This is a genomic window from Pseudomonas nitroreducens (assembly GCF_014204515.1).
In the GTDB taxonomy this organism is placed as follows: Bacteria; Pseudomonadota; Gammaproteobacteria; order Pseudomonadales; family Pseudomonadaceae; genus Pseudomonas; species Pseudomonas nitritireducens_A.
Window position 1 is genome coordinate 380,865 of sequence record NZ_JACHLI010000001.1, and the last position, 21,452, is coordinate 402,316.

The 21,452-nt window shown below is 58.0% G+C and carries 24 protein-coding genes; all 24 read left to right on the forward strand.

Translation table 11 applies throughout. From position 1 onward, the window contains the following. Positions 1–18: 18 nt before the first annotated feature. The 24 genes from HNP46_RS02390 (at position 19) to HNP46_RS02505 (ending at position 21,429) form a co-directional block, all read left to right on the forward strand. Entirely contained in the window at positions 19–237 is a 219-nt protein-coding gene (locus HNP46_RS02390; protein ID WP_184585911.1) for a hypothetical protein, read from the forward strand. A gap of 32 nt (positions 238–269) precedes the next feature. Further along, a complete protein-coding gene (locus HNP46_RS02395; RefSeq protein WP_184585912.1) occupies positions 270–467 on the forward strand; it encodes a hypothetical protein in 198 nt (65 codons plus the stop codon). 72 nt (positions 468–539) lie between these two features. After that, positions 540–1,100, forward strand: a complete 561-nt coding sequence (locus tag HNP46_RS02400; RefSeq protein WP_184585913.1) for a hypothetical protein — start codon at positions 540–542, stop codon at positions 1,098–1,100. A gap of 3 nt (positions 1,101–1,103) precedes the next feature. Next, on the forward strand, positions 1,104–1,625 hold the full coding sequence (locus tag HNP46_RS02405; RefSeq protein WP_184585914.1) for a hypothetical protein: 522 nt from the start codon (positions 1,104–1,106) through the stop codon (positions 1,623–1,625). 127 nt (positions 1,626–1,752) lie between these two features. Further along, positions 1,753–1,956, forward strand: coding sequence for a hypothetical protein (locus tag HNP46_RS35660; RefSeq protein WP_221454575.1), 204 nt, complete (start codon positions 1,753–1,755; stop codon positions 1,954–1,956). After that, on the forward strand, positions 1,956–2,528 hold the full coding sequence (locus HNP46_RS02415) for a hypothetical protein (protein WP_184585916.1): 573 nt from the start codon (positions 1,956–1,958) through the stop codon (positions 2,526–2,528). Before HNP46_RS35660 ends, HNP46_RS02415 begins: the two co-directional genes overlap by 1 nt. Before the next feature lie 34 nt (positions 2,529–2,562). Further along, on the forward strand, positions 2,563–2,934 hold the full coding sequence (locus HNP46_RS02420; RefSeq protein ID WP_184585917.1) for a hypothetical protein: 372 nt from the start codon (positions 2,563–2,565) through the stop codon (positions 2,932–2,934). Positions 2,935–2,988: 54 nt separating this feature from the next. Next, the gene (locus HNP46_RS02425; RefSeq protein WP_184585918.1) at positions 2,989–3,252 is read left to right on the forward strand and encodes a hypothetical protein; all 264 of its coding nucleotides are present in this window, start codon (positions 2,989–2,991) and stop codon (positions 3,250–3,252) included. A 94-nt stretch (positions 3,253–3,346) separates the two neighbouring features. Further along, positions 3,347–3,937 carry a hypothetical protein gene (locus tag HNP46_RS02430; protein ID WP_184585919.1) on the forward strand — a complete coding sequence of 197 codons (591 nt, stop codon included), beginning with the start codon at positions 3,347–3,349 and terminating at the stop codon, positions 3,935–3,937. Positions 3,938–3,994: 57 nt separating this feature from the next. Further along, positions 3,995–4,198 (forward strand): hypothetical protein, encoded by a 204-nt coding sequence (locus HNP46_RS02435; RefSeq protein ID WP_184585920.1) that lies wholly within the window; start codon positions 3,995–3,997, stop codon positions 4,196–4,198. A 134-nt stretch (positions 4,199–4,332) separates the two neighbouring features. Next, on the forward strand, positions 4,333–4,596 hold the full coding sequence (locus tag HNP46_RS02440; protein ID WP_184585921.1) for a hypothetical protein: 264 nt from the start codon (positions 4,333–4,335) through the stop codon (positions 4,594–4,596). Then, positions 4,593–4,853 (forward strand): hypothetical protein, encoded by a 261-nt coding sequence (locus HNP46_RS02445; protein WP_311771788.1) that lies wholly within the window; start codon positions 4,593–4,595, stop codon positions 4,851–4,853. Before HNP46_RS02440 ends, HNP46_RS02445 begins: the two co-directional genes overlap by 4 nt. A gap of 21 nt (positions 4,854–4,874) precedes the next feature. Continuing rightward, positions 4,875–5,108, forward strand: coding sequence for an Arc family DNA-binding protein (locus HNP46_RS02450; protein WP_184585922.1), 234 nt, complete (start codon positions 4,875–4,877; stop codon positions 5,106–5,108). A gap of 288 nt (positions 5,109–5,396) precedes the next feature. Next, entirely contained in the window at positions 5,397–5,579 is a 183-nt protein-coding gene (locus HNP46_RS02455) for a hypothetical protein (protein WP_184585923.1), read from the forward strand. 63 nt (positions 5,580–5,642) lie between these two features. Then, positions 5,643–7,391 (forward strand): hypothetical protein, encoded by a 1,749-nt coding sequence (locus HNP46_RS02460; RefSeq protein WP_184585924.1) that lies wholly within the window; start codon positions 5,643–5,645, stop codon positions 7,389–7,391. 39 nt (positions 7,392–7,430) lie between these two features. Then, positions 7,431–9,272, forward strand: a complete 1,842-nt coding sequence (locus HNP46_RS02465) for a hypothetical protein (protein ID WP_184585925.1) — start codon at positions 7,431–7,433, stop codon at positions 9,270–9,272. A gap of 50 nt (positions 9,273–9,322) precedes the next feature. Continuing rightward, on the forward strand, positions 9,323–10,978 hold the full coding sequence (locus HNP46_RS02470) for a hypothetical protein (RefSeq protein ID WP_184585926.1): 1,656 nt from the start codon (positions 9,323–9,325) through the stop codon (positions 10,976–10,978). 108 nt (positions 10,979–11,086) lie between these two features. Then, on the forward strand, positions 11,087–12,691 hold the full coding sequence (locus tag HNP46_RS02475; protein WP_184585927.1) for a hypothetical protein: 1,605 nt from the start codon (positions 11,087–11,089) through the stop codon (positions 12,689–12,691). A 13-nt stretch (positions 12,692–12,704) separates the two neighbouring features. Continuing rightward, positions 12,705–14,327: a hypothetical protein gene (locus HNP46_RS02480; RefSeq protein ID WP_184585928.1), complete on the forward strand. Its 1,623-nt coding sequence runs from the start codon at positions 12,705–12,707 to the stop codon at positions 14,325–14,327. A gap of 65 nt (positions 14,328–14,392) precedes the next feature. Continuing rightward, a complete protein-coding gene (locus tag HNP46_RS02485) occupies positions 14,393–15,955 on the forward strand; it encodes a hypothetical protein (RefSeq protein WP_184585929.1) in 1,563 nt (520 codons plus the stop codon). A 128-nt stretch (positions 15,956–16,083) separates the two neighbouring features. After that, positions 16,084–17,649: a hypothetical protein gene (locus HNP46_RS02490; protein ID WP_184585930.1), complete on the forward strand. Its 1,566-nt coding sequence runs from the start codon at positions 16,084–16,086 to the stop codon at positions 17,647–17,649. Continuing rightward, on the forward strand, positions 17,649–19,193 hold the full coding sequence (locus HNP46_RS02495; protein ID WP_184585931.1) for a hypothetical protein: 1,545 nt from the start codon (positions 17,649–17,651) through the stop codon (positions 19,191–19,193). Before HNP46_RS02490 ends, HNP46_RS02495 begins: the two co-directional genes overlap by 1 nt. A gap of 98 nt (positions 19,194–19,291) precedes the next feature. Next, the gene (locus HNP46_RS02500; RefSeq protein ID WP_184585932.1) at positions 19,292–19,705 is read left to right on the forward strand and encodes a hypothetical protein; all 414 of its coding nucleotides are present in this window, start codon (positions 19,292–19,294) and stop codon (positions 19,703–19,705) included. 101 nt (positions 19,706–19,806) lie between these two features. Next, on the forward strand, positions 19,807–21,429 hold the full coding sequence (locus HNP46_RS02505; protein WP_184585933.1) for a hypothetical protein: 1,623 nt from the start codon (positions 19,807–19,809) through the stop codon (positions 21,427–21,429). The last annotated feature ends 23 nt before the right edge of the window (positions 21,430–21,452 follow it).

Consider the following 21,452-nt stretch of genomic DNA (forward strand, 5'->3'; position numbering starts at 1 on the left):
CCAAGACGAGACAGACAGATGAACGCGACGGATGTGAAAGCTGTAGAGATCATGACCTCCAACCTGGCCCCGGCCCAAAAGCAGGAGCGCCTTGCAGCACTGGCGGGTAAGGTGGCCGTCGCCGCTGGTTCGAAGTGCCCAGAATGCGACCACGACGGCATCGAAGACAATGGTCTCGTCGGCGCCGAGCTGGAGTATCGCTGCACTGAATGCGACCACCGCTGGGGTGCGGAGTAACCGCTGACTGCGCCAGCGCAAGGAGATATGCGATGCAGCTTCCGGAATGGGTTAAGGCAAAGTGCCGTGTGATCATCGGCCAGTCGCACAAGTCGATGGCAGACAAGGTTTCCAAGGTGCGCGAGGAAGCCTACAAGCACGGCTACCTCTATGACCACGTGCAGAAGGATTTCGTCTACGTCGGTGAAGGCCCTGAGCCGCGCTTCGGCCCTCCGGCCGCTGCCGAGTAAGCACTGCTTCTAATTCATAGGCGCCGGTATGATCCCTGCGCCCACCAGCCCCTTAAGAAAGGACACCGTTCCATGGATAACGAAATCATCAGCATCGACCTGGAAGATCAGGGAACCCGTTGGGCGTTCACCATGGACGGCAGTCCTCTGATGACCTTCGAGAAGGCCCAATTCCCGAGCCGTGAAATCGCTCAGGAGCTCTGTGCAGGCTTCATGCACGTCTTCAATGAAGGCATCCGCCTGGGCAAGCACATGAACGAGAACGTTATCGCCGGCCTGCGGATGACCCTCGCCTCCGTCTCCAGAGAACCCCTGGTCGAGAAGCTCCCCAACTGGGAAGGCAGCAAGACCCTCGACACCGAGCTGTGGAAGAACCCTCTGTGCCCCATGGGGGAGCGCCTGGAGATTGCCGACGGCGCCGTGGCACACCGCAACGAAATCATTGCCAATCTTCGCCGGCAGCTCAAAGAGCGCGACGCCGAGCTGGAGAAGAAGGGCACTGACCTGGAAGACTTCCAAGGTGCTGTGCGCATCCTGCTCAACCTCTGGGGCTCGGGCGCCGACGTCCAGGGGCAGATCGACGTGCTTCGTGAGTTGTCCGAAGCTACCAACTACGAATCCGCGAAGGGTTAGGACATGGCCGGCCGTGACGTAATTGCCAAGGTGGTGAACCAGAAGTTTGGTCTCAACCTCTCCATGGATCAGTGCGAGGCGCTCTGGAAAGAGTGCGAGAAGAACCTGCGAGCGCGCGGCCTGGGCGAGACCGTCCGTGAGGCGCGCTTCTCGAAGGACGGAGGCCTGGCCACCCTCCCGCGTGGGGACGTGTCGGATTCGCTGGCGCTGATCCTCACGGGCATGTACTGGCCCTGCAATGGTGACTCCCAGGCTGTGTCCGATGACTTTACGAGCAAACTCATCGAGGCTTTCAAGCAACGCGGCTACATCGTCTATGACCGGCCGGCGCCGTTGCGGGCGGTCACCGAGCGTGGCCTGCTGCCCAGCGGGGCCCATGAGCTCCATCTGGAGTGTGGACACACCGAAATTGTCAGGGGCCAGGCCAAGGCTTCGCCGGCACGAAAACGCTGCCAGCAATGTGCCGCTGGCCGCCCGTCTGAAGCGCCTAAGAGCCAAGTTACAGTGCCGATGGGCTTCTTCTAAAATACGGCTCATGCCGTACTTTCAATGCGATGCGTGTGGATGCGCCGAAAACTCCACCTGTGTGTCTCCCGACGTCAGGTTCTTCCCAGGGCTTTACGACTGGAACTATGCCCCTGAGCGAAGGGGAATGAACCTCTGCAGCGCCTGCGCGCCTCCGATGCTCAAAAACGGAGAGCTGACCATGTATGGTGACTGGCATGGGATGTTTGAGCGGAAATTTCTCCCAAAAGGAATGTTCCGGGCTAATGGCCGGGGACTGCTTGTGCACATCATTACCGGTGAGGACTATCGCAAGTACGTGGTTCCGCCGCCCGATCAGGAAAAGGATTGATGGAAGAACACTATTTCACCGTGGTGTACCGCCACGTCAGTGCTGAGCGCTGCGGCGAGCTGATGGCTGCCCCCGATGTCTGCGTCGGTAGCCACAGCCACATGCGTGACGAACGCGATGAGCTCAAGAGCCAGGTCGCATCGCTCAAGCTCCAGGTGGAAGACCTGGAACGCCGCATGGCTTCGCCGGCTGCACAGCAGGCTCTCACCGGTACCATGGAGCCGGGACGCTACGCTGTGCTGCACTACAGCGCTTTCGCAGATGGCGACTACATCCACACAATCGCTGAGCTCCAGAGGGATGGACGCTGGGTCGATGACGAAAACGGCCGGCCCTTGATCGAATACCATGGCGACAAGATTCTTCGCGTCTGGCCGCTGACTGGTGACTCGGCGTACACCTTGCCGGAAGGCTTTGTGTTGATGCCCAAAGAACTGCGCCATAGCGTGGAAATCGCCTACAACATGGCCACTTTGCTCGACAACCAGCGCCTCTGTGCCGATGGCTATGAAGCCATGTTCGAGGCATTGAAGGATGAGCCCATCATGCCGCTGGCGCCGAAAGAGGCCTGAGTCGCATGCAATTTACGGGAAAAGGAATTCGCAAATGACTCGCACTACGTTTTTCCCTGACCATCGCTACGCCCATTGCCTGGAGTGCGGACTCGCTGAAGGGCAGGGCCTGGTCTCTGATGGTGTTCACGGCTACGTGCGCTGCTGGTGCGGCGCCGAGGGCGGGAAGGTTCTTCGTTCTGACTTCGTTATCGACGGCCACCTCGATGTGGACGCCTACGATAACGCAGCCCGCCGGGCTTGGAACGTGCGCGACGGCTCCGACGGCGTTCCCGAGATCCTCGACCAGATCAAGGACATCAACCTGACGATCAAGTCCTTCGCCGACGACGGCAAGCTGCTGCCCAAAAGCTTGTTGAAGGAAATAGAGTACTGGGTAGGTCTTTACAAGCTGGTAACCGCCTGACACTGCCGGCATTCTGGCTATCCTTCCACGACCACCACAAAAGAGGCGCATCCAATGCGTGGACTGTTCGAATTGACCTTCGTCTCCAACGACGGGGATGACCAGGGCAAGATGCTGTTCATCAAGCAGTGCAATAGTGCCTTCGACATGCCCAGTGTCTACAAATGGGCGACCGATTACGCCTTACTTGCCGGTGCTCAGAACGTGAAAAACGACTCCACTTCGCTGTCGTTCAAGTGCACGGTCGCGACCTGGCCTATCGACAAGCCAGAAACGCAGGATTTCTACATCCTTCACCAGCATTTTGGCAGCAAATAGAGGGTATTTCCCTCTGTTCTGACGTTGCAAAACATTGCGCATAGCGGCATAATTAATCGAATTAAAGCGGACTGGTTCCGACAAGGAAACTAAGATGGAACAGACCATCACCAAGATACTGATCATGGTAGAGGTAGAGGGCACGACCTGCGGCATCAAGCTGTCCGATGAGGCCCTGCCGAAAATGCTGCAGCGCATTGCTGAGCTCTCGCCTGAGCAGAACCTGGTCGTGTACCCGATGCCGAACCAGTCGGCATTCGAAGACGTCATGCGCAAGTCGGTTGCCCCGGTTTCGGCCGACACCGGCAAGCAAGCGGTAGTGGACGGCACTATCTTCCCCGATACCGACTATGCCCACTGCCTCCACTGCGGTGACTTCCGGTGCCTGAGCGTTGAAACGGACGGTCGGTATCGTTTCGTCCAGTGCGGCTGTGGTGCTCGTGGCCCTGGGGTTGGTCGCTCCGGGAACGAAGTCAACGGAATGCTCGACTTGGACGTAGCAGACAACGCAGCACGTCGCGCTTGGAACACTCGAGTCGGCTCCAATGGGCGCGCCGAAATCGAAGCGCGCCTGCGTGAAGTGTACGAGCGGCTGGATCAGCATGCGGAGGCTGGAACCAAACTGCACGCCGGACTGATCCGTGCGAAAGACAAGTGGGAAGGGCTGCTCGCGCAGCTCTCTTGATCAACCGCCTCGCCTCCGTCGAGGCCGGCGCCAACAGATGCCCGAGGAACGGAACGCATGTCGAAAGAGCAGAACGTGGCCATCGGTGTAGTACCGAATTGCCCTCATTGCGGCGTACAGCTAGAAGAGGCTGTAGAGAGCTACACTGTGCCGGGCCAGATCGGCCCGGCATCCGAATACAAGGAAGACTGCTATGAATGTGATCAGACCTTCTCGGTAGAGAAGATCAGCGATACTGAGTGCGTGGTGCGCGCGATTTGATCCTGGGCACGCCGGCAAGTTCGTCCGGCGCTGGGAAGAGAAGGGTAGAGGGCGAGATTATTCTCGCCCTTGTTCTTGCAAAACATTGCGCGTCATGACACAATGGCATCATGATAAACGAAAAGGACATCACGATGAATATCATCGACGCCACCCCTCCCGCCAATCTCCCCGACCTGATCATCGTGATGGATCGCGAAGTCGCGGATAAGCACTGCGGCAATGGCATTCATCTGCGCATCAAGCTGCCGAACAACGGCGTCGACATCGTCCGCCTGGAGAACGAGAGCACCCTGCCGGGCGCCGTCTCCAAGTTCAAGGCCATGGGCTTCGAGCCCAAGCACTACATGTTCACCCACGCTGCCACCCCGTCGCTGATCCCAGAAGGTGCTCTGTGAACGTCCACAACACCGTAGCTGAACAGCTGGATGATTCCGATCTCCCGGCTCAGATGATCGTCGTGGACACTGAGCTGCGCGCCAGCCGGCCTGAAAAGGCTTACTACCTGCGCCTCAAAGTCGACGGTGGCTGCGATCATGTCGACCTGGGCAACGCCACTTGCCCGGCCCACGCACGTTCCATCGCTCGCGGCATGGGCTATGAGCCGACTCACTGGCGCTCGTCGCCGAATGGCGGCCGCCCCTGTCCGTTCTGAGCCACTTCCAGGATCACCTGCATGACACCTGAAGCTTCGACAGCTACGCCGCTCGACTACGAGCGCATTACCCTGCGAATCCCCAAGGATTTGCATGCACTACTTTCCGAGAGCGCCGAGCAAGGCTCTACATCGATGAACGCTGAAATTATCCAGCGTCTGCGCAGCACCTTCGAGCCCGCTGACGGCACTTTCTCTGCGAGCGACCGGGCAAAGCTCGACGCTCTTTGCGCTCACCTCGGCGTGACGCCTTAACCGAGGTTTCCTCATGTCCTGCTGCCCAGTCCACGGAGAGCGATTCCGCTCCAACAAGCACCACACTGACCAGCTCCGCCTGGAGCTTGTCCTGAAGTCCGCCAAGGATCGTGGCCAGAGCTCCTCGGCTATCCGCAAAATCCGCACGTGCGGCTGCCCGTGCCACTCTGACGGCGGTGGGCGCATCGCCTTCGAGTAAGCCGGCCGCATACCGTCCTGCCTGGTTTTCCTCTGCAATTTCCCGCAAAATCGCTGCTTTCTACGTCAGCCAATGGACAGGAGGAAGCGATGATTGCGTGCTGCTTTGCATCCATGCAGAAGTTCATCTCGGTCACGGGTGAGCTCGACAAACCGCGCCTGGAGAAGGCAGTAGCCTCCTGCAAGCCGCCTTACCGCTCGGATGAGGCCGTAAAGCGCATCGAGCAATGCCGCTGCATCTGCCACCAGGACGGCAACAACGTCTGGCACTGATCACCCTTCTCGCCACTCGCTCCCGGTAGGGGAGCGCTATTCCCTGTGCTCAAGGAACATCCCATGCTCCCTGGCTACACCATCGTTGGTAAGAACACCCTCGAAGAGCTCTTTATCGGCAAGGACTATGTCCTTCAGCTGATCAGCAAGCGCCGTGGCCGGTTACGTGCAGCTAAGTCAGCGGTGGAGCTTAATGGTGACGAGCTCGCTCTAGTCGAGCAGATGTCGACTGAAGACCGAGGTCTGTTATTTACCTACATGGGCTGGCAAGGAGATGTTGAGCTCTGCGAGGAGTTGGATCGCAGGACGGCGGGCCTTGAGGCTCCGCTCCCAGATTCATTGTCGCTGGGGACGCCATACACCAAACTAGGCCGACGCCGGGCGATTCTTCCCTATGTACTCCGCGACAAACTGCGGTTCTGCCACAGCCGCAATGAGTACGCACGTCTCGTCAATGTGATCCAAAGGGTCGACAGCCCATTTATTTTTGGGCGCAAAAGCTTTTTCCGAACGCAATCCCGTTGGTTAGACCTGCTGGACTTCGACAAGCTCCAGAAGCTGAAGGAGCCTTTCATCAACCTGAGTTGCCCGGTAATGCTGCCACGCCTGGTTGATAGGCGTGTTGAGTATCCGGGGTTGCTTTACGGCCTGGAGTCATTGGGAAGAGCTTTCTCCGGCGACCTCTCCTGGTACGAGGACACCCTATGCTGGGTTGCGCCTGAGATGCTTCAGCGCTACCGACGTCACCTGCACCCCCTGCACCAGTCCTGTAATGTTGTGATGGCCGAAAAATCAACTTGGCCGGTCGAAGAGTACAAGGCACATCTCGAGGATGCCTTGTTGAAGGGTGAAGATGTTCAGCCCTTCAATGCTCTGAGCATCAGCACATTTGGCTCCACCGATGGCGGTGCTCCGATTGCGAGTCGGATCGATACCTTGCTCCTTTCGGCCTTTATGCCTGGGGCGCAGTTGTTGGGACTCCGGCAGGCAGATGGGTATGTTCTCTGCAGGACATCCACCAAATTCCTGGGTCGATTCAAGAAAGATGGTTCGAAGGGGGACGGTTGTTCGTTCTCGCAGGTTAGAGGATACGTACCGCTCGAGCTGATGCTTGAAAAGCTTGACGCTCAGCGCAAGCAATCACGGCCTTTCACGGGCGAGTCCGTTTCCATGGAGCCTCAAGAACTCCTCCGGGAGCTTGCTCAGCATCCGTCAAATTGGGGTTCTGCCAAAGCGATTCTCGGGGAAGCCTTGCTTTGTCAGATGCTGGGCGGTCTCAGAAAATCCATCAATGTCCGGACATGCCACATGATCAAAAGCATGGGGCTCAGCACGTCTATGCAGAGGGTGAGTATTCGGCTTGGTCAGAACATGTTGCTGAAAGATCACCCTGACAACATCCAGTATCTGGAGTCATTGCCTGAAGGGCTCAAGATTTTTGACCGGGACTGCCGTCTTTCCCTGGAACAGGTTGATAACGTGGTCAACTACTCGGCTACACAGCTCACGCCAATCCTGGCCCGCTGTGATCACCCTGTGCAGATAGATGGAGTGAGGACTGGACTTGATGGGGCAGAGCTTTGGGCGAGTATGGCAGCGGCTTCATCTGGCCCATTTGCATGGTTCCCTACCGAGTCTGCAGATTTGCTGATTCTGCACGCAGGGATCGATAAGTGTGTGAAATCAGCATCCAGAGACGCCCACTGGAATGCACTTAGGCGCGTCTTCGGGCCTCAGGCTTTGGTGCCGTACTTCGACAGGATGCCTGACTCGGCCATCACCGCCAACATGGTGGACGTGGTCGACATCTAGTCCAAAGCGAGCCCTGGTGGGCACTGCCTGGAGAATTCAATGCTCGGTTTACTCGCACCGCTAACTGAGAAAGAGAGAGGGCTCAGGGAGCTCTTCTCTGAACAGCCTGAAGCCTTCGATGTGCTCATTCGTGCTCGGGCCAAATCGATCACGTTCCGCCACGCCGGCTCCGAGCCTCCGACCGACTTTGTGCTGACACAGCCACAGCTTGATCTGGTTGATACCATCAGTCCGCGCTATGCGGGGATGCTTTTCACGTATGCCGCCTGGCACGGCGATGTGTGGCTGTGCCGGGCGCTGGTAAATCGGCACCCGTACCCTCGGTTGTATCGGCTCGACCCGGCCGGCGTAGAGCCAGGCAAGCCTGATCTGGCTGCGCACTTTGGTACGAAAGGCGGTTTGTTGCAGCGCAAGAGCAACCTCTGCGAAATCCTGACGCTGATCCAGGATCTGGAAGGGAGCCTGGACTTCAGTCCGGAGAGCTTGGCCGACCCGAAGACCCGCTGGTTTGAGCTGCTCGACAGTGATTTGCTCAAACCCTGGCAGATCAGCCGCACCGAGTACACGAATCACTACGACTTTCATCTGCCCATCCTGACGGCCGAAGGCTTGGAGTACCCGGACGTTGTCAACGTCCTAGACAAGCTGGCCTACGCGAAAGGGCGTCATCGCTCCTGGTACGACGACGTGCTGTGCTGGGCAACGCCTGAGATGGTCGAGCAAAACTGGGCTGATCTGTTCCCTTACCAGGCAGTGCACGACGTTGTGCTCCACGTCTCCGGCTACCCTGACGGCCTGAGCCAGCGGATGCCCATCGTCGAGTACCGTAAGCTGTTCGAAGCCGGCGTTCTGATGCCGGCTATCCACCAGGTTGAGATCGGAGTTCTGGCCACCCGTCCTGGCGCCGACGTGACCGATGAGCTGCTGCTCGGCTACTTCCTTAACTCTGCTCAGCGTCTGGGCTTCGATTGGCCGGAAGGCATGGTGCTTTGCCGCACTACCCGCCAGTTCCTGGAAGGGCAGAAGTGGCTTAGATCCTGGTGCGTGAAGAATACTGAAGAGGCCTTTGCCAACTACTTGCCAATTGACCTGCTGGCGGCCAAGGTGCCGGGTAGTAAGTACGAGATCGAGGGCTACCTGAAACCTTTTCAGTCAAAGCATCTATGCGGCTTCCTGCGCACGGTCGCCACGAACCAGAGCACCTGGCCTGGGCTGCTGACCATGTACGGGAAGGGGCTGCTGGATGCCATTATTCGCGATGAGGGGGTGGGCCCGGTTACGTTGGATTTGGTGATCTTCATCCAGCGCCTGGGGCTTTCCATGGAAGACCTCACGGTCAGCTTGTCCATCCTGAAACGGTACAGCCTCGGCAGAATTACCTGCGACCTGGTAAGGATCAGGGACTCTCTGCATGGGGAGCGGCCTTTCCCTGCCGGCACGGCCTTCAAGCTCCGTGGAGCCTGGAGCATCAAGTCGGATGATGCTGCTGCTCTTCTGGAGCTCCTGGCGCGGTGTGAGTTGCCGGTGACCGTCGAAGGGTATTCGACGTTGATGGCGCCAGCGAGCCTGATGCGTGAGTTCGCTGAGCTGCAGGTGCAGCTGCAGGAGAAGGTTGAGTCCATCGCGCCAGCCTCGATCACTTACGGCCTGGCCAAGTTGACCGCCAATCCCCGCGTTGGCCTCGACCTGGATGACGTGAAGTCGCGCTCAGTGGCTGCACTCATGCTGTGGGCCGGTATACAGGCGTTCCTTGACCTTGTCGCCTCTTCAGAGGACTGGGAGCTGCTGCGCCAGGTCTTCGGTAACCAAGCCCTGGTGCCCTACATCGACCGAGTGGATGACACCACGGCGACGAAGATGATGGTGTCCGAGCTCCTGTAGCTTTCTTGCCCGGTTGCTGCCCCGGTAATCTGGCAGAAAGGGGAATCTTCATGGCCGATATCGAAACCGCAGCACACGACCACCTCGACGAACTCATCGGACGTCTGAAGGATCGGCCAGTACCGGCGCAGCTGCTTGCCGACATCCGCTCCGCCTGGGACTCGCTTGAGGAAAAGCCGGCCAATGCGTTTGCTGAGGTCGAGAGGCGCGCTGGCGACCACCGTGACCCAGATCTGCTGGCGCTGATGATAGGAATGGCCGGTAAAGACCATTCCAAGGCCTGCATCCTCGATCTGGACTTCCTAACCAGGGTTCTCGACGGTACGTGGGCGAATCGATCAGACCCTTTGCCTAGGGCCTTTGCGGATCTTCTCAAAATGGCCTGCAAGCACTATGGGCATAGCTTCGAGATGTTCATCATTGAGCATGCCTTTGGCGCGCTGCAGGCTCACGCAATCAATCGAAGCTCCCTGCGTGACGCCTATGACTCTCTACGGGCAGGGATCAACGTCGCTCGCCAGGTACTTTCCAGCCAGGTTTTGGATGACCCACGCCTCGGTGACCGGGTGATCGCTTCGCTACCGTCGAACGGGGCAGGTCTTCTTGGCGATCTGCCATTCCTGCTGCAGTTTGTGCACGAGCATCTGAAGTTCGATCCTCAGCGAAGCGGCCCTACATTGCTGGCCTTGGCAAAGCAGAGCAAAGAGCTGGCTGAAGCAGTTGGCCAGATGCTGCCGGAAAACACCTCCTTCAACACCCTTGAGCTGATCCGAAGCGGCATTGGCACCCAGGACAAGCATGCTGTGCAGGCCTTGCTGATAAAGCAACCTGATAAGGCCCTGGCCTCGATCAACCAGATGGGGGATATTGAGTTCACCCGAGCCATGAACCTGGATTGCCTGCAGGTTCTGCTGACTGGCGAGTGGATAGGGTTTGATGAGAGTTTCGACGTTGCGTGCGATCCCAATGTGCGTCAGGAGCTGAAACAGATCCTGAGTAGGCTTCTGGACAACCCTGTCCTGCGTCACAGGGTGCTCCGTCATCCTGATCTCATCCAGAGGCCACCGGCAAAACCAGCCTACTTCCTCGCCAGGGAGCTTGTAGCTGAGCTTCATCCGGCAGGGGGAGTATCTTTCCCTCTGCCTGAGCGTATGCACTTCATGAATTCCGCTAGCGTAGAAGCGGACATGATTCGCCTGGTGAAGAGAAGTGGTTTCAGGGGCCCGCTAGCCAGCCAGGCACTGGAAATCAGGGATGTTGTTGCCAAAAACCTGATTGGCCCTGCCTCGCAGTTGCCGAAGCTACTGCCCGCTGAGGTGATGCTGTCTTGCGGCATGACCAACTTGCAGGCGGAGGGCGCCGAGCTAGCAACGTACCTTGCTATTCAGTTCGCCATCGAGACAGCAACCCGCACTGCATATGGGTACAACGCCAAGCTGAGGTGCGTAGATCCCGAGAGCCCAGTTGCCAATCTCCCAGTGCATACACTGTTCCCGGACAACTTGCTCGCAATGACCGGTGGTGCGATTGATGTCGTCAATGCCTTGATCGAATCAGCCGATCCGGCGCTCGTGCAGGCCATCTGCACGGCGAATCCTGATAACGTCGCTGGTGCGATTCGCAAGGGCATCCTGGACGTGAGTCTCATGCACCTCACGAGCGAGGCGAACCAGACCAGATTCATGTCGGAAGGATTCGATCTCTGACCTTGGAATCTGCAATTTCAGAGTAAAGGCTGCTTCAGTGCCCGGTCGCCATTCTGACTACCGCACACTCCCGCTCGCCCGGTATCCTGATGGAAACCGGGGAATGCCATGTCTTTTGATCCTGTCCTGCACGAACTCATAAACTTCAAGTCGGTGCTGAAGAAGCTCGAAGAAGAGTCTCTGAACATCAGACGTGCTGACCGCTTGCGCCACGCCTGGCCCATCGTCTGCGATGTCGTGAGTGACGAGCTGTTGGCGGAGCTGGTGGAGCGGGGCAGCCGCCACATGGATCAGCCCGAGATGATTGAGCTGGTGATCGAACTACTCACCCCGGAGCGCGCCAGTCCCTTCCTGTTCGACCTGGATTACCTGAGGCTGGCCCGGCGTCGGATGATTGAAGGCGGTGAGCGTAGAGAGTTCTTCGTCGACCTACTCAAACGCGCTACGGCCCTCTATGGCATCAGCTTCGAACTCGACTGCATCGAAGACAGCATTTCGAGGTTCAAGCGTTCGGCTCAATTCAGGATCAGGCGCAAGCTCAATGAGTGCATCGCGGAAACCACCTCGGCGCTGAAGTTCCTCAAGGATGTTGTATCCAAAGAGGTCTTGGAAGGGGAATTCATCGGCAATGCCATCCTGGGCTCGCTGCAGCTCAATGAAAACGACGAGTGCATGCCGCAAGCACTTCGCATGGTTCGCGAGAACTTCAGATTCGACTCGGCTCGGTTTGCCTCGAAATTGCGTGATATCGCCTATGAGACCCCCGAGACTGCGGCTGAGGTTCGCCTGATGTTGCCTTTGACCTGCGCTGAGGCGCAGATACGCGCCGGCATTACGTCCGATGACAAGTCTCTGCTGAAGAAAGCCCTATCCGAGGCGCCAGCTTCGACCCTGTCCCACATTAACGGTCTTGATGGCATCAGCTTCCATGCAGCGATGACCAACGAGCTCCTTCAGGTGGTTCTTGGCCAGGATTGGATTACGGCTGATGGAAACTTCCCATCGGCAGGGGAGCCGGAGGTTGTACGGGGGCTTCAGCTATTCATCGAACGCTTGTGCAGTGATTCCGTCCTGCTGGCCAGGCTAAGGCAGCTGAAGGGCGTTGGCGTAAGCCCTTGCGCAACGGTGCCCTATTTCATGGCCAGAGGCATGTTGCAGGAACAGGGGGTTGAGCTGCCGATGGTTGAGCAAGTGTCGCTTGATACGACAGCAGAGGACGCGGTGGCTGCGATACTGCTTGCTGACCGTGAGACCCAGTACCTGGGCTCCCAGCATCACTCCATGGTCGACTATCTCACAACGTGTATGCGCCATTTGGCGCGTTCGCTCTTCGAAAAACTAGACGTGGATCGCCGCCCTGAATTCGGCCTTTCTGCTGGTGATCCCGGCTATTTCCAGAAAGGCCTGGAGACTGCCATTCAGCTCAAGATCGAGCGCGCGACGTTTGCTCTCAACAACCATGACGGCAGCTACAGCTACTCCAGATTGCCCATCCATAACCAAACAGATGAAACCTTTTTGGATGATATTGAGGACGTGATCGTTGATGCTTTGGTGTCCTACTCACCGTCTGATCTGATTGAGCGCATCAGCACAGCAAACCCGTTTAGCGTGGCATCAGCCATCCACGCAAAGCTGATTGATCCAAGCCACATGGACAAGACCACCGAAGCGCTGCAGACCAAGCTCATGGCCTCGACCTTCGACCTCTGAGGAGTAGTGCACGATGAACCCCGGATACTCCGTACACGAACAGGCCGAGAACGACTTCTGCAACACCCTCTACACGATGAGGGAGGGCGTTGTCACAGAGGAGCGCCAGCACAAGGCAGCTGCAGCCTGGCAACTGCTCCGGGAAATTCCGCATGAGAAGTGTGTTCGGGAGTGGTGTCGTGCAGTCTTCATGAGCTGTAATCCGAATGTCCTGGAGCAGGCTATCGCGATCATCGGAACCGAGGACTCCGGTCGGTTCCTTCTCGACCTGAGCTTCCTGCAGTCGCTTCGGGAAAAGGCTGCTGAGCAGGAGTCATTGCACCCGTATTTCGTTGAGATCCTCAAGCGGGCTGTAGAGCACTACGGGTATGCCTTCGAGCGTGATTCTGTAGAGGCGGCGTTGAGCCCCCTTAGAGATTCCCAAACCCAGAGCGACGCGGTAGATGCTGTCGATTCCAGGCTGAAGCTCCTCAAGCAATACGTCTCAACAGAGACGATGAATGATCCCTATCTGGGAAGCGTTCTCCTGAGTGTTTTCGAGAAGCACCCGCTCACCTCGGAAGCAGGGCACACCAGATGCATTCGGCGCCGACTTGAGTGTGTACGCGACCATCTAAAGTTCGATGTTGAGCGGTATGCACAACGCCTACTGACCTACGGCGGCCGCGACCTCGAGACAATGGAGGTGGTTAAACAGCTGTTGCCTACATCTAGCTTCAAGGAGTCGGTGTTGGCCGGCATAGTCAATGACACTCGTTCTGGGTTTGAACTGGAGCTGAGCATGCAGCCGGTAGAGGTGCTTTCCTTCCTAAATGGACTTTCAGATCGGGATTTTTGCCGAGCGGCAAACGATATCCTCCTGTCTTCTGTGCTGGCAGGGCGCTGGATTGATGCCAAAAGGAACTTTCAGGTTGCCGGTGATCCTATCGTTCAGAGCCAGCTTCGTGCCTTCGTCGACCGTTGCCTGACAGACGAACTCCTTAAGTTGAGAATCCGCGACCAGATCTCGATTTCGAAGAGCCAGGCGCCGACGGTTTCTCTGCTCCTGGTTCGTGAAATGGCGACGGATCACGGGCTTAAATTCGCGCTTCCCGACACTGACCAGAACAGCACATTCCAGAACAAGCTGGCGGATATCGTGTCGGCCGACATCGGTAAGAACTACCTGAGTAAGTCCAAGGACGAGCTGATCGAGTACCTGGCCTTGTCCATTGAGCCCATGCTCAAGGTGGTCTTCGGAACCTTCACCCCGGAGAAGCGTGCTCAATGCGGGTTCCCCGAGGGCGATCTGACGCTGACTGATCAGGCCTTTTACTTCGTGTGCCAGGTGTATGCAGAAGACGCGTTCGTTGAACTCCAGGATTCGCTGTCTGAAGACGGTGAGTCCGGAGATTACACAAGGGCGCAAACCCCGGTTCGGGATGTGTGCAGCTACCGTGTGAAGGTGGATCGCCCCAAAGAGATCTACGACGCTCTCTGGAAGCTGGCGCCTGATGCCCTGCGCCAGCAAGTGCTGACGGCCAACCCGGACAACGTAGCTGGCGCCATCTACGCCAAGTACCTGGACGAGTCGCACATTCACCTGGCCGGTGACCAGAACCAAACCAAGTTGATGATCAGCACCTTCGACATGTAACAAACGGCAGCGGGAACGGCCCTGGGGCTTCTGCTACGCAACGATCAGACATAACGGATACCGATGTGGCCATAAAGATTTCCGAACTCACAGGGGCCCAACAGAGCCTTTACACGCGACTGACTGCCGGCGAGCCTCTGGCGGGAGACCTGACGCTGGGCTACAGGCTGGCGCTGGAAATGCTGTCTGAGGACTTGCTGGCGCGCTGTATCGAGCTGGATGGGCCGGAAGCGGCCCGAGAGCGCCTGGGCAGCCTGCGGATGCTTAAAGAGTTCCGCGCGACGGTGTTGGCGGAGGCTGAGGCTGGCCCGGTGCCGCAGATGTTCATCGATGTCTTGCGCCGCGTCGGCGTCACCTATCGCTGTGCGTTCGAGCAGGAGACCATCGCCATGCTGCTCCGGCCCGTCCTGGCTCGGATCAACAGCAACCAGAGAGGGATCGGTGTATGGGCTGCCAACCTGGTGCCCAGGATGCTGACCTGCAAAGCCTTTGTGTCGGAGGAGTGCTTCAAGAATCCGTACATCGGAAACGTCATCCTGCAGTCCCTTGATGAGTCCAAGACGGAACGGGCTAACGAAGAGAACTACAAGGCGATCAAGCTGGTGGTAGAGCACCTTGCCTTTGACCTTGATGAGTACCGAGGTGTGCTGAAGAAGATCGGGCAGAACGATCCCAGGATCTACGAGCTGGTGAATCCCATCGTTGGTGTTCCCAGCTTCGAGAAGATCTTCCTGGCCGGTCTGATGGCCAAGGACGTGAGTAAGGTGAAGGGTGACATCCAGGCCGACCCAGGCGCGGTGTATGCCTTCCTGAACCACCTGCCAGAGCAGGACTTTCATCGCGCGATGACCGATGATTGCCTGACGCTGATGTTGCTGGCCCGCTGGGTGGACTCGGATGCGTATCCCATGCTCTCGCAGCACAAGGGCTTCCAGGAGGGTCACGAGGCGTTTGTCCGCCGGCTGTTCCAGAATCCTATCTACGTCGACAGGGTCAAAGAGATCAAACCCCTCTGGGAGAAAGCCTCGGCCTCAACGGGATTACTGTTTACTCATGTGTACGCCAGGCGCGTCGGGGTGAGGATGAATCTGCCTTACTACTGGGGCGACAGTAACGAGACAGGAACCCTCGCCAAGCTGATGATTGCTGACAAAGACCATGGGCTCTTCAGCGAAGTCTCCGACTCTCTGCGTGCGATTCTGCGCAACCATGTGCATTACCTAGTGCGCAATATCAACATCGAGTGCGCGCCCTATCAGGTGACGTGTGTGCCTGATGAGCTGCTGAAGAATGATGATGACAAGGCTGACGCTCTCGCGCTGCAATGGGAATTTGAGAGGGGCCGCCGTGATTTCGAGGGGGCTGGTGACCTGGACGAACTCCTTTCCAGGGTGCAGCTCCCATTAACCGCCAAATTGAGCGCTGCCGGCGAGCTTCCTAGCTTCGAGGGGCCCATCATGAAGGCCCTGGTGCTGGGTGTCCCTCAGGCTACGCGTGATGCGATGGCGCGCCACAGCGACGAGTACAAGGAGGGGGCCATGCACGCCGGCCTGTTCTCGATGGACAACTTCGCCGAGCTCTCCGACAAGGGCCAGACGAAGTTCATGATCAACGTGCTGGATATGTGACGCCCCGGCCGTCGCTGGGGGTGAAAGGCGAGTTCGGGTTGCGACCTGGCCTTGGAAACCAATGAGATGGTGGCGGTATAGCCCCTGCGGCGGCCGCCACGCAACGATCAGTACAAAAGGATACCTTGGTGACTCTTCAGTTCTCCGACCTCGATTTGGGGCAGCACAGGCTTCACAACGCTATCGTCGACGGCCTCCTCGAGGACTGGCAGATGGACGATGCCTACGAGCTGGCTGCAAAGATGCTCTCCGAGGATCTGCTGGTGCGTTGCATCGAGCGTGATGGCCCACAGGCTGCACGTGATCGCCTGGACAACCTCCTGCTGCTGAAGCGATTCCGGACTGCGGTGCTGGAAGAGGAGGGTGACGTGCCGGCGATGTTCTTCGACGTCCTCAAGCGCGTCAGTGCGTCCTATCGGCTGGTGTTCGAGCAGGACAGCATGGCCTATGTCTTGCGAGACACAGCAAACCATGTCCGCAGTAGGCAGATGGGCGGGATTGGCATTCTTACTGAGCCCCTGGTTCGGATGCTCGAATGCTGCCGTGAGTTCATCTCTCCGGAGACACTGAAGAGGCCATACTTCGGCGGCATGATCATCTCCGCTCTGGATAGCGAGGACTACTCGACCTACAACGCGGATAACCTGAAAGTCCTGTCCTTCTTGTTGCCGCACATGGGTTACGACAAGTCGCTTTGGGATGGCAAGTTGAACGTCATTGCGAAGAACAGCCCTGAGCTCCATGAGCTGGTTGGACGCTTTAGGTCGAAGGATCGGAAGACCTATCAGGACTACTTCCTTGCCGGTCTCGCACGTGATGGCTGCACCCATATCCAGGATGAGCTCAAAGAACGCGCGGGAGAGTTCTACGAATTCGTGAATGGCCTGCCAGACGACCAGTTCATTCAGGCCATGACGGACGACTGCCTCCTTATCCTGCTCGAGGCGCGATGGCTTTCTACCGGCCAGTATCAGCACCTGGCCAACGACCTGGGCTACCAGCAAGGGCATGAGGAATTCGTTCGCCGGCTGGTCTCATGCCCGCTTATGGCTGATCGCATCAAGGAGATGACTCTGCAGTCCAGGAGTTCCATGCCGACGGCGGGGCTGATGTTCACTCATGTCTTTGCCAAGCATTGTGGATTTGAACTCGAGCTCTCCCACGCCATGGGTTCCATGCTCGAGGTCGAGCGCGTAACTGACCTTCTTCTTGAAGACAAAGAGAAGGGGCTCTTCGATTCGGTAAAGGACAAGCTCTTCGAAATCCAGCGCAGGGTTCTCCGGCGCCAGCTGATGTCAGCAGAGATTGCAGATTGGCCCTACCTGGCCACTTGTGGCCCGAATGTGAAACTCGCCTCCGATAAGCAGGAGCTGGCGGCTGTTGCCCTGCAGTTCACTATCGAGTGGGGCTACCGCGACCTACACGGGTTGCAAGACAACCTCCAGCCCAGTCAGCTCAAAGAGCTGCCGCTGTCTCATCGGCTGTCGCAGAAAGCTGTGCTCAGCTCGATCAATCGAAAGGTCTGCCAGGGTATTGCGCTCTCCGCGACCAAGGAGATGGCGCAGGGCTTGGCCAAGCACTGCGATGCCTACCATGCCGGCGCCTTGTACCTGGGCTTGATCGGGTCTGAAAATCTTCATGAGCTCTCTGACCGTGACCAAACGAGGCTTATGACCTCGATGATGGATATCTGATGATGACCGACGTGCCTGATGTTGACGCGATTCGCCTGGCCATCCTGACCGGTGACCCGACGGAAGAACAGCTACTTGCCGGCTACACCGAGGCGTTCCGTGTGCTGGATCAGCAACTCCTGGAGGCATGCATCCAGGCGGAAGGCCCGGAACTGGCGCGTCAGCGTCTTGAGGATCTCGGGCTGCTGCACCAGTGCCTGAACTCAGTGCTTGCCAGCCAGGAGCCGGTGGCACCGGTCTTCGTTGATGTGCTGCAGCGGGGGATGCGCGCCTATCCGGTCGCTTTCCAGCAATCCTGTGTGGCGGAATTGGTTGAGCCTTTGCTGCAGCGCAAGCGGAAGACTCCGCTGGGCGGGGTTGGGCCTATTGCGGCTACATTCCCGGCTCGCCTGGCGCGTGCGCGTCAATTCTTGTCGTCGGCAGTGCTCGCGAACCCCTACATCGGGGATTGCCTGGCCAAGTTGCTGCACCGGGGCGCCGATGTAGATGAAACCCTGATCGCCTTCAAACTCCTGTTCGAGGAGCTCAACTTCCCATTAGCGAAGTGGAAAGAGAGCCTGAAAGCTGTTTCCAAGGGGTACGAAACCCTCGACAACTACCTCATTCCGCATCTCGAACGAGCAGAGTTTTCTGAATGCGTCCTCGCTGGGGCTGGTGCCGGCGACGAGCTAGTCTTGAAGGCCGCACTTTCGAAGGACACAGCGTTTTGCTACGACTTCCTCCAAAGCCTGGACGGTTCGGATTTCCACCGCGCAATGACTGACACGCTGATGTCCTACGTACTCGGCGCGAAGTGGTTCACCCTGGATGCATATCAGGCCCTGATAGCCAAGCCAGGCTTCTTGGAAGGGCACCGGGCCCTAGTGAACCGAATCGTCGCTGACCCTGTCCTGCTTTACAGGGCAAGGAAGAACCCTGAGCTTGTCGCGAACAGGAACCTCTACGGTGGCCATCTGCTTACCTACGCCTTCGCTCGGGACAGTGGTGTGCACCTCTACGTGGCGCCGGCTATTGTGCTAGCGGGCTCCTCTGCTGACTTGCTCGCTGATTTCCGAGTGGCCGACCAGGCTGCCGGCCTGCTTTCGTCCATCTACACGGACATGCAAGCCTCCATGGGACGCTACATCGCCAATCAACTCGATGAGATCGGGGTAGTCGTGGATCAGCTGCAGGGTACTGTGTTGGTGGGGGTAGAGGGTATGGCCAAGCAAGACGCGCTGGGTGTGCTTGCCGTACAGCGTGTGGTCGAAGGTTCCTTCATGAAACTCCATGAGTTCGGTGTTGGAGACCTGAATCAGAACGAGTTCGAGCTACCGCTCTGCCAGCTGGTGGAGAGTCGCAAGAGGAACCTCGACAACATCAATCTGAAGGTCTGCAGTGCCATGACCCTGGACGTAGCGCCAGAGATCAAGGAGAAGGTATTCCGCTCCAGTGATAACTACCTGGCCGGCGCATTCAAGCTGGGATGGATAGATGGCTCAGAGATCAGCGCGTTGCCTGAGGAGTCGCAGAGCCGGCTGATGGCTTCGGTCTTTGATCTCTGAAGGTCAGCATTTTCATCGATATTCCTGCTTGAGCAGGCTGCCGGCGCCTGTTCTACTAGCCAGCTCTGAGCCACTGGGCTCCAACCAGGAAGTTGTCCATGAAACGAATCGCACTGGGGCTTGCCGTTGCAGCCTCGCTGGCGGTGGTAGCCTATTTTTCCCTGAAGCAGCCGGCCTGCCCGAATGATCGCAAGGCTGCGTGCGAGCAGGCCGATGGCCTGGCTGAGCAGTTCAATTCTATCGCTATTCAGGACAGCGGGGAGCGAAAGATCACGGTTGACCAGTGGAGGTTGACCTATCGGGTAGAAATGCAGGGCAGCATCAGCATGATGCAACCTGAATCCTTCGCCAAGTGGGCCAAGGCCTACAAAGGCCTTTGGTGCGAGGCAAGCTACATCCGCTCGTTCCTGCAGGCTGGCGGTGAGTTCCGGGTGCTGATCGTGGATGACGAGGGCGAGGACAAGGCGCAGTCGATCCTGCTCAGTTGCGACGACTATGGGCAGGCAAAGTAGAGCCCTTTTAGCTTGAGGAGATAGTGGCTTCCCTGGTCTACTGATGAGTAGTGCTGAGCCAGTAATATCGCTCGCAATTACACCTAAAAAGAGAAGTCAGCGTGAGCAGTCTCCCCTCATCCCCGCAGATCATGGCCTTCAACGATGTCCTCTACAGGGCGTATGGCAATGAACTGTCGGGCCCTGCCTTCAGCAATCGCCTCCAGGCGCGCTGGGAGGAGCTTGCTGAGGGTGAGCGCCCTGGCGCTGTTGAGCGAGCCTTCGAGGTTGCTGCCGCAAGCCTCAACGCGGCGCTACTGGAGCGAGCTATAGAGTGGGCAGGGGTCGAGGCTTCGCGTGAGCGCCTGAGTGACCTTGGGCTTCTGATGGAGATTCGTGACAACGTGTTCGCAGATGGCGACGCTGCACCGATCTTCATCCAGGCCCTGCAGCGAGCGGCCAACCTCTACGGGTATGCGTTCGAACAGGACAGCATGGAGGCTGCGCTGCGCCCCATGACGCGTGTGAAGGAGGGGGATATACCGTTCGAGCGGGGCCTCAAGGACGCCAAGACCTCTCTTTTGCTCGCAAAACAGTTCGTTTCCGAGGGTGTTTTCACCGATACTTCGGTCGGCACGAAGTTCATCCAGCGTCTGCCCAAGGTCAACACCATCACATTGGACAACCGACCGCAGATGGCTGAGGCGCTGGCGCTGGTTAAGAGCTACCTGCGGTTCGACAAGGGCCGCTGCCGGCAGATTTTAGAGGAGATTGGCACGGAAACCGCCCTGGCCGACTCTGTCAAAGGCTTGCTGGAGGAATCAGGGTATCGGGAGTACGTGGCCAACGGCCTGAGCCGTGATGGCCTGCATTCCTTTGCTGCAGCGATGACCTTCAACCCCCTTGAGGTGTTGCGGTTCATCAACGGGCTGAGCGGGGCTGCGTTCGACCGGGCCTGTACTGACGATCTCCTGGAGCTCGTGCTGCAGGATGACTGGATTTCGGCGGAGAAGAACTTTGACCGCCTGGGCGATAAGGCTCTGGTCGCCGAGTTCCAGGCTTTTGTCCAACGCCTGTTGGACAATCCGATCTACCGCAAGCGCCTCAAGGATCATGTGAAGTGCCCTGAAAGCATTCATGGGCCCTGGCTGCTACTGTACCGTTTCGCCAAACCGTACTTCACGGCTCCATTGCCTTCCGCCAGTTCGATGTCCAACACAGGCATCGATTCCTTGACCAAGCTATTTCTGGCAGACGCCGGCACTCGGTACTTCGCTGATCTGGACGGCGAGGTCATGGCGATCATCCGTGATCGCCTGCGCGCCCTGGCTGCGGCGAAATGCTTTGGTCTGGAAAAGGGCGGCCTGCTTCCGGCTGGATGGCCGTCGACCGATACGGACTGTGTAGCCGACCGGGAACGCTTGCTTGATCTGTTTGCGCTTCAGATTCAGGTGGAGATTGGCATTCTTGAGACCCTTACGGCTACCGGGTCGCTCTCCCAAGAAGACATGGAACACATCCCTGTCTATCTGACCCATGGCGATGTCGCGGAAACCCTGGCCAACTACCATGCCTTCTCCCTGGTAGCGGCTCGTGTCCCGGCCGACGTTCACGAGCTGGTTTGCCGCTCCACACCCGAGCGCCTTGCTGGTTCCATCAGGGTCGGCCTGGTGGATGGCTCCGAGATTTCGAGCGTGCCGGAGGCGGCCCAGACGCGCCTCCTCGCCGCTGAACTGGACATGTGATGCCGGAAGAGCCGGCTCTAATG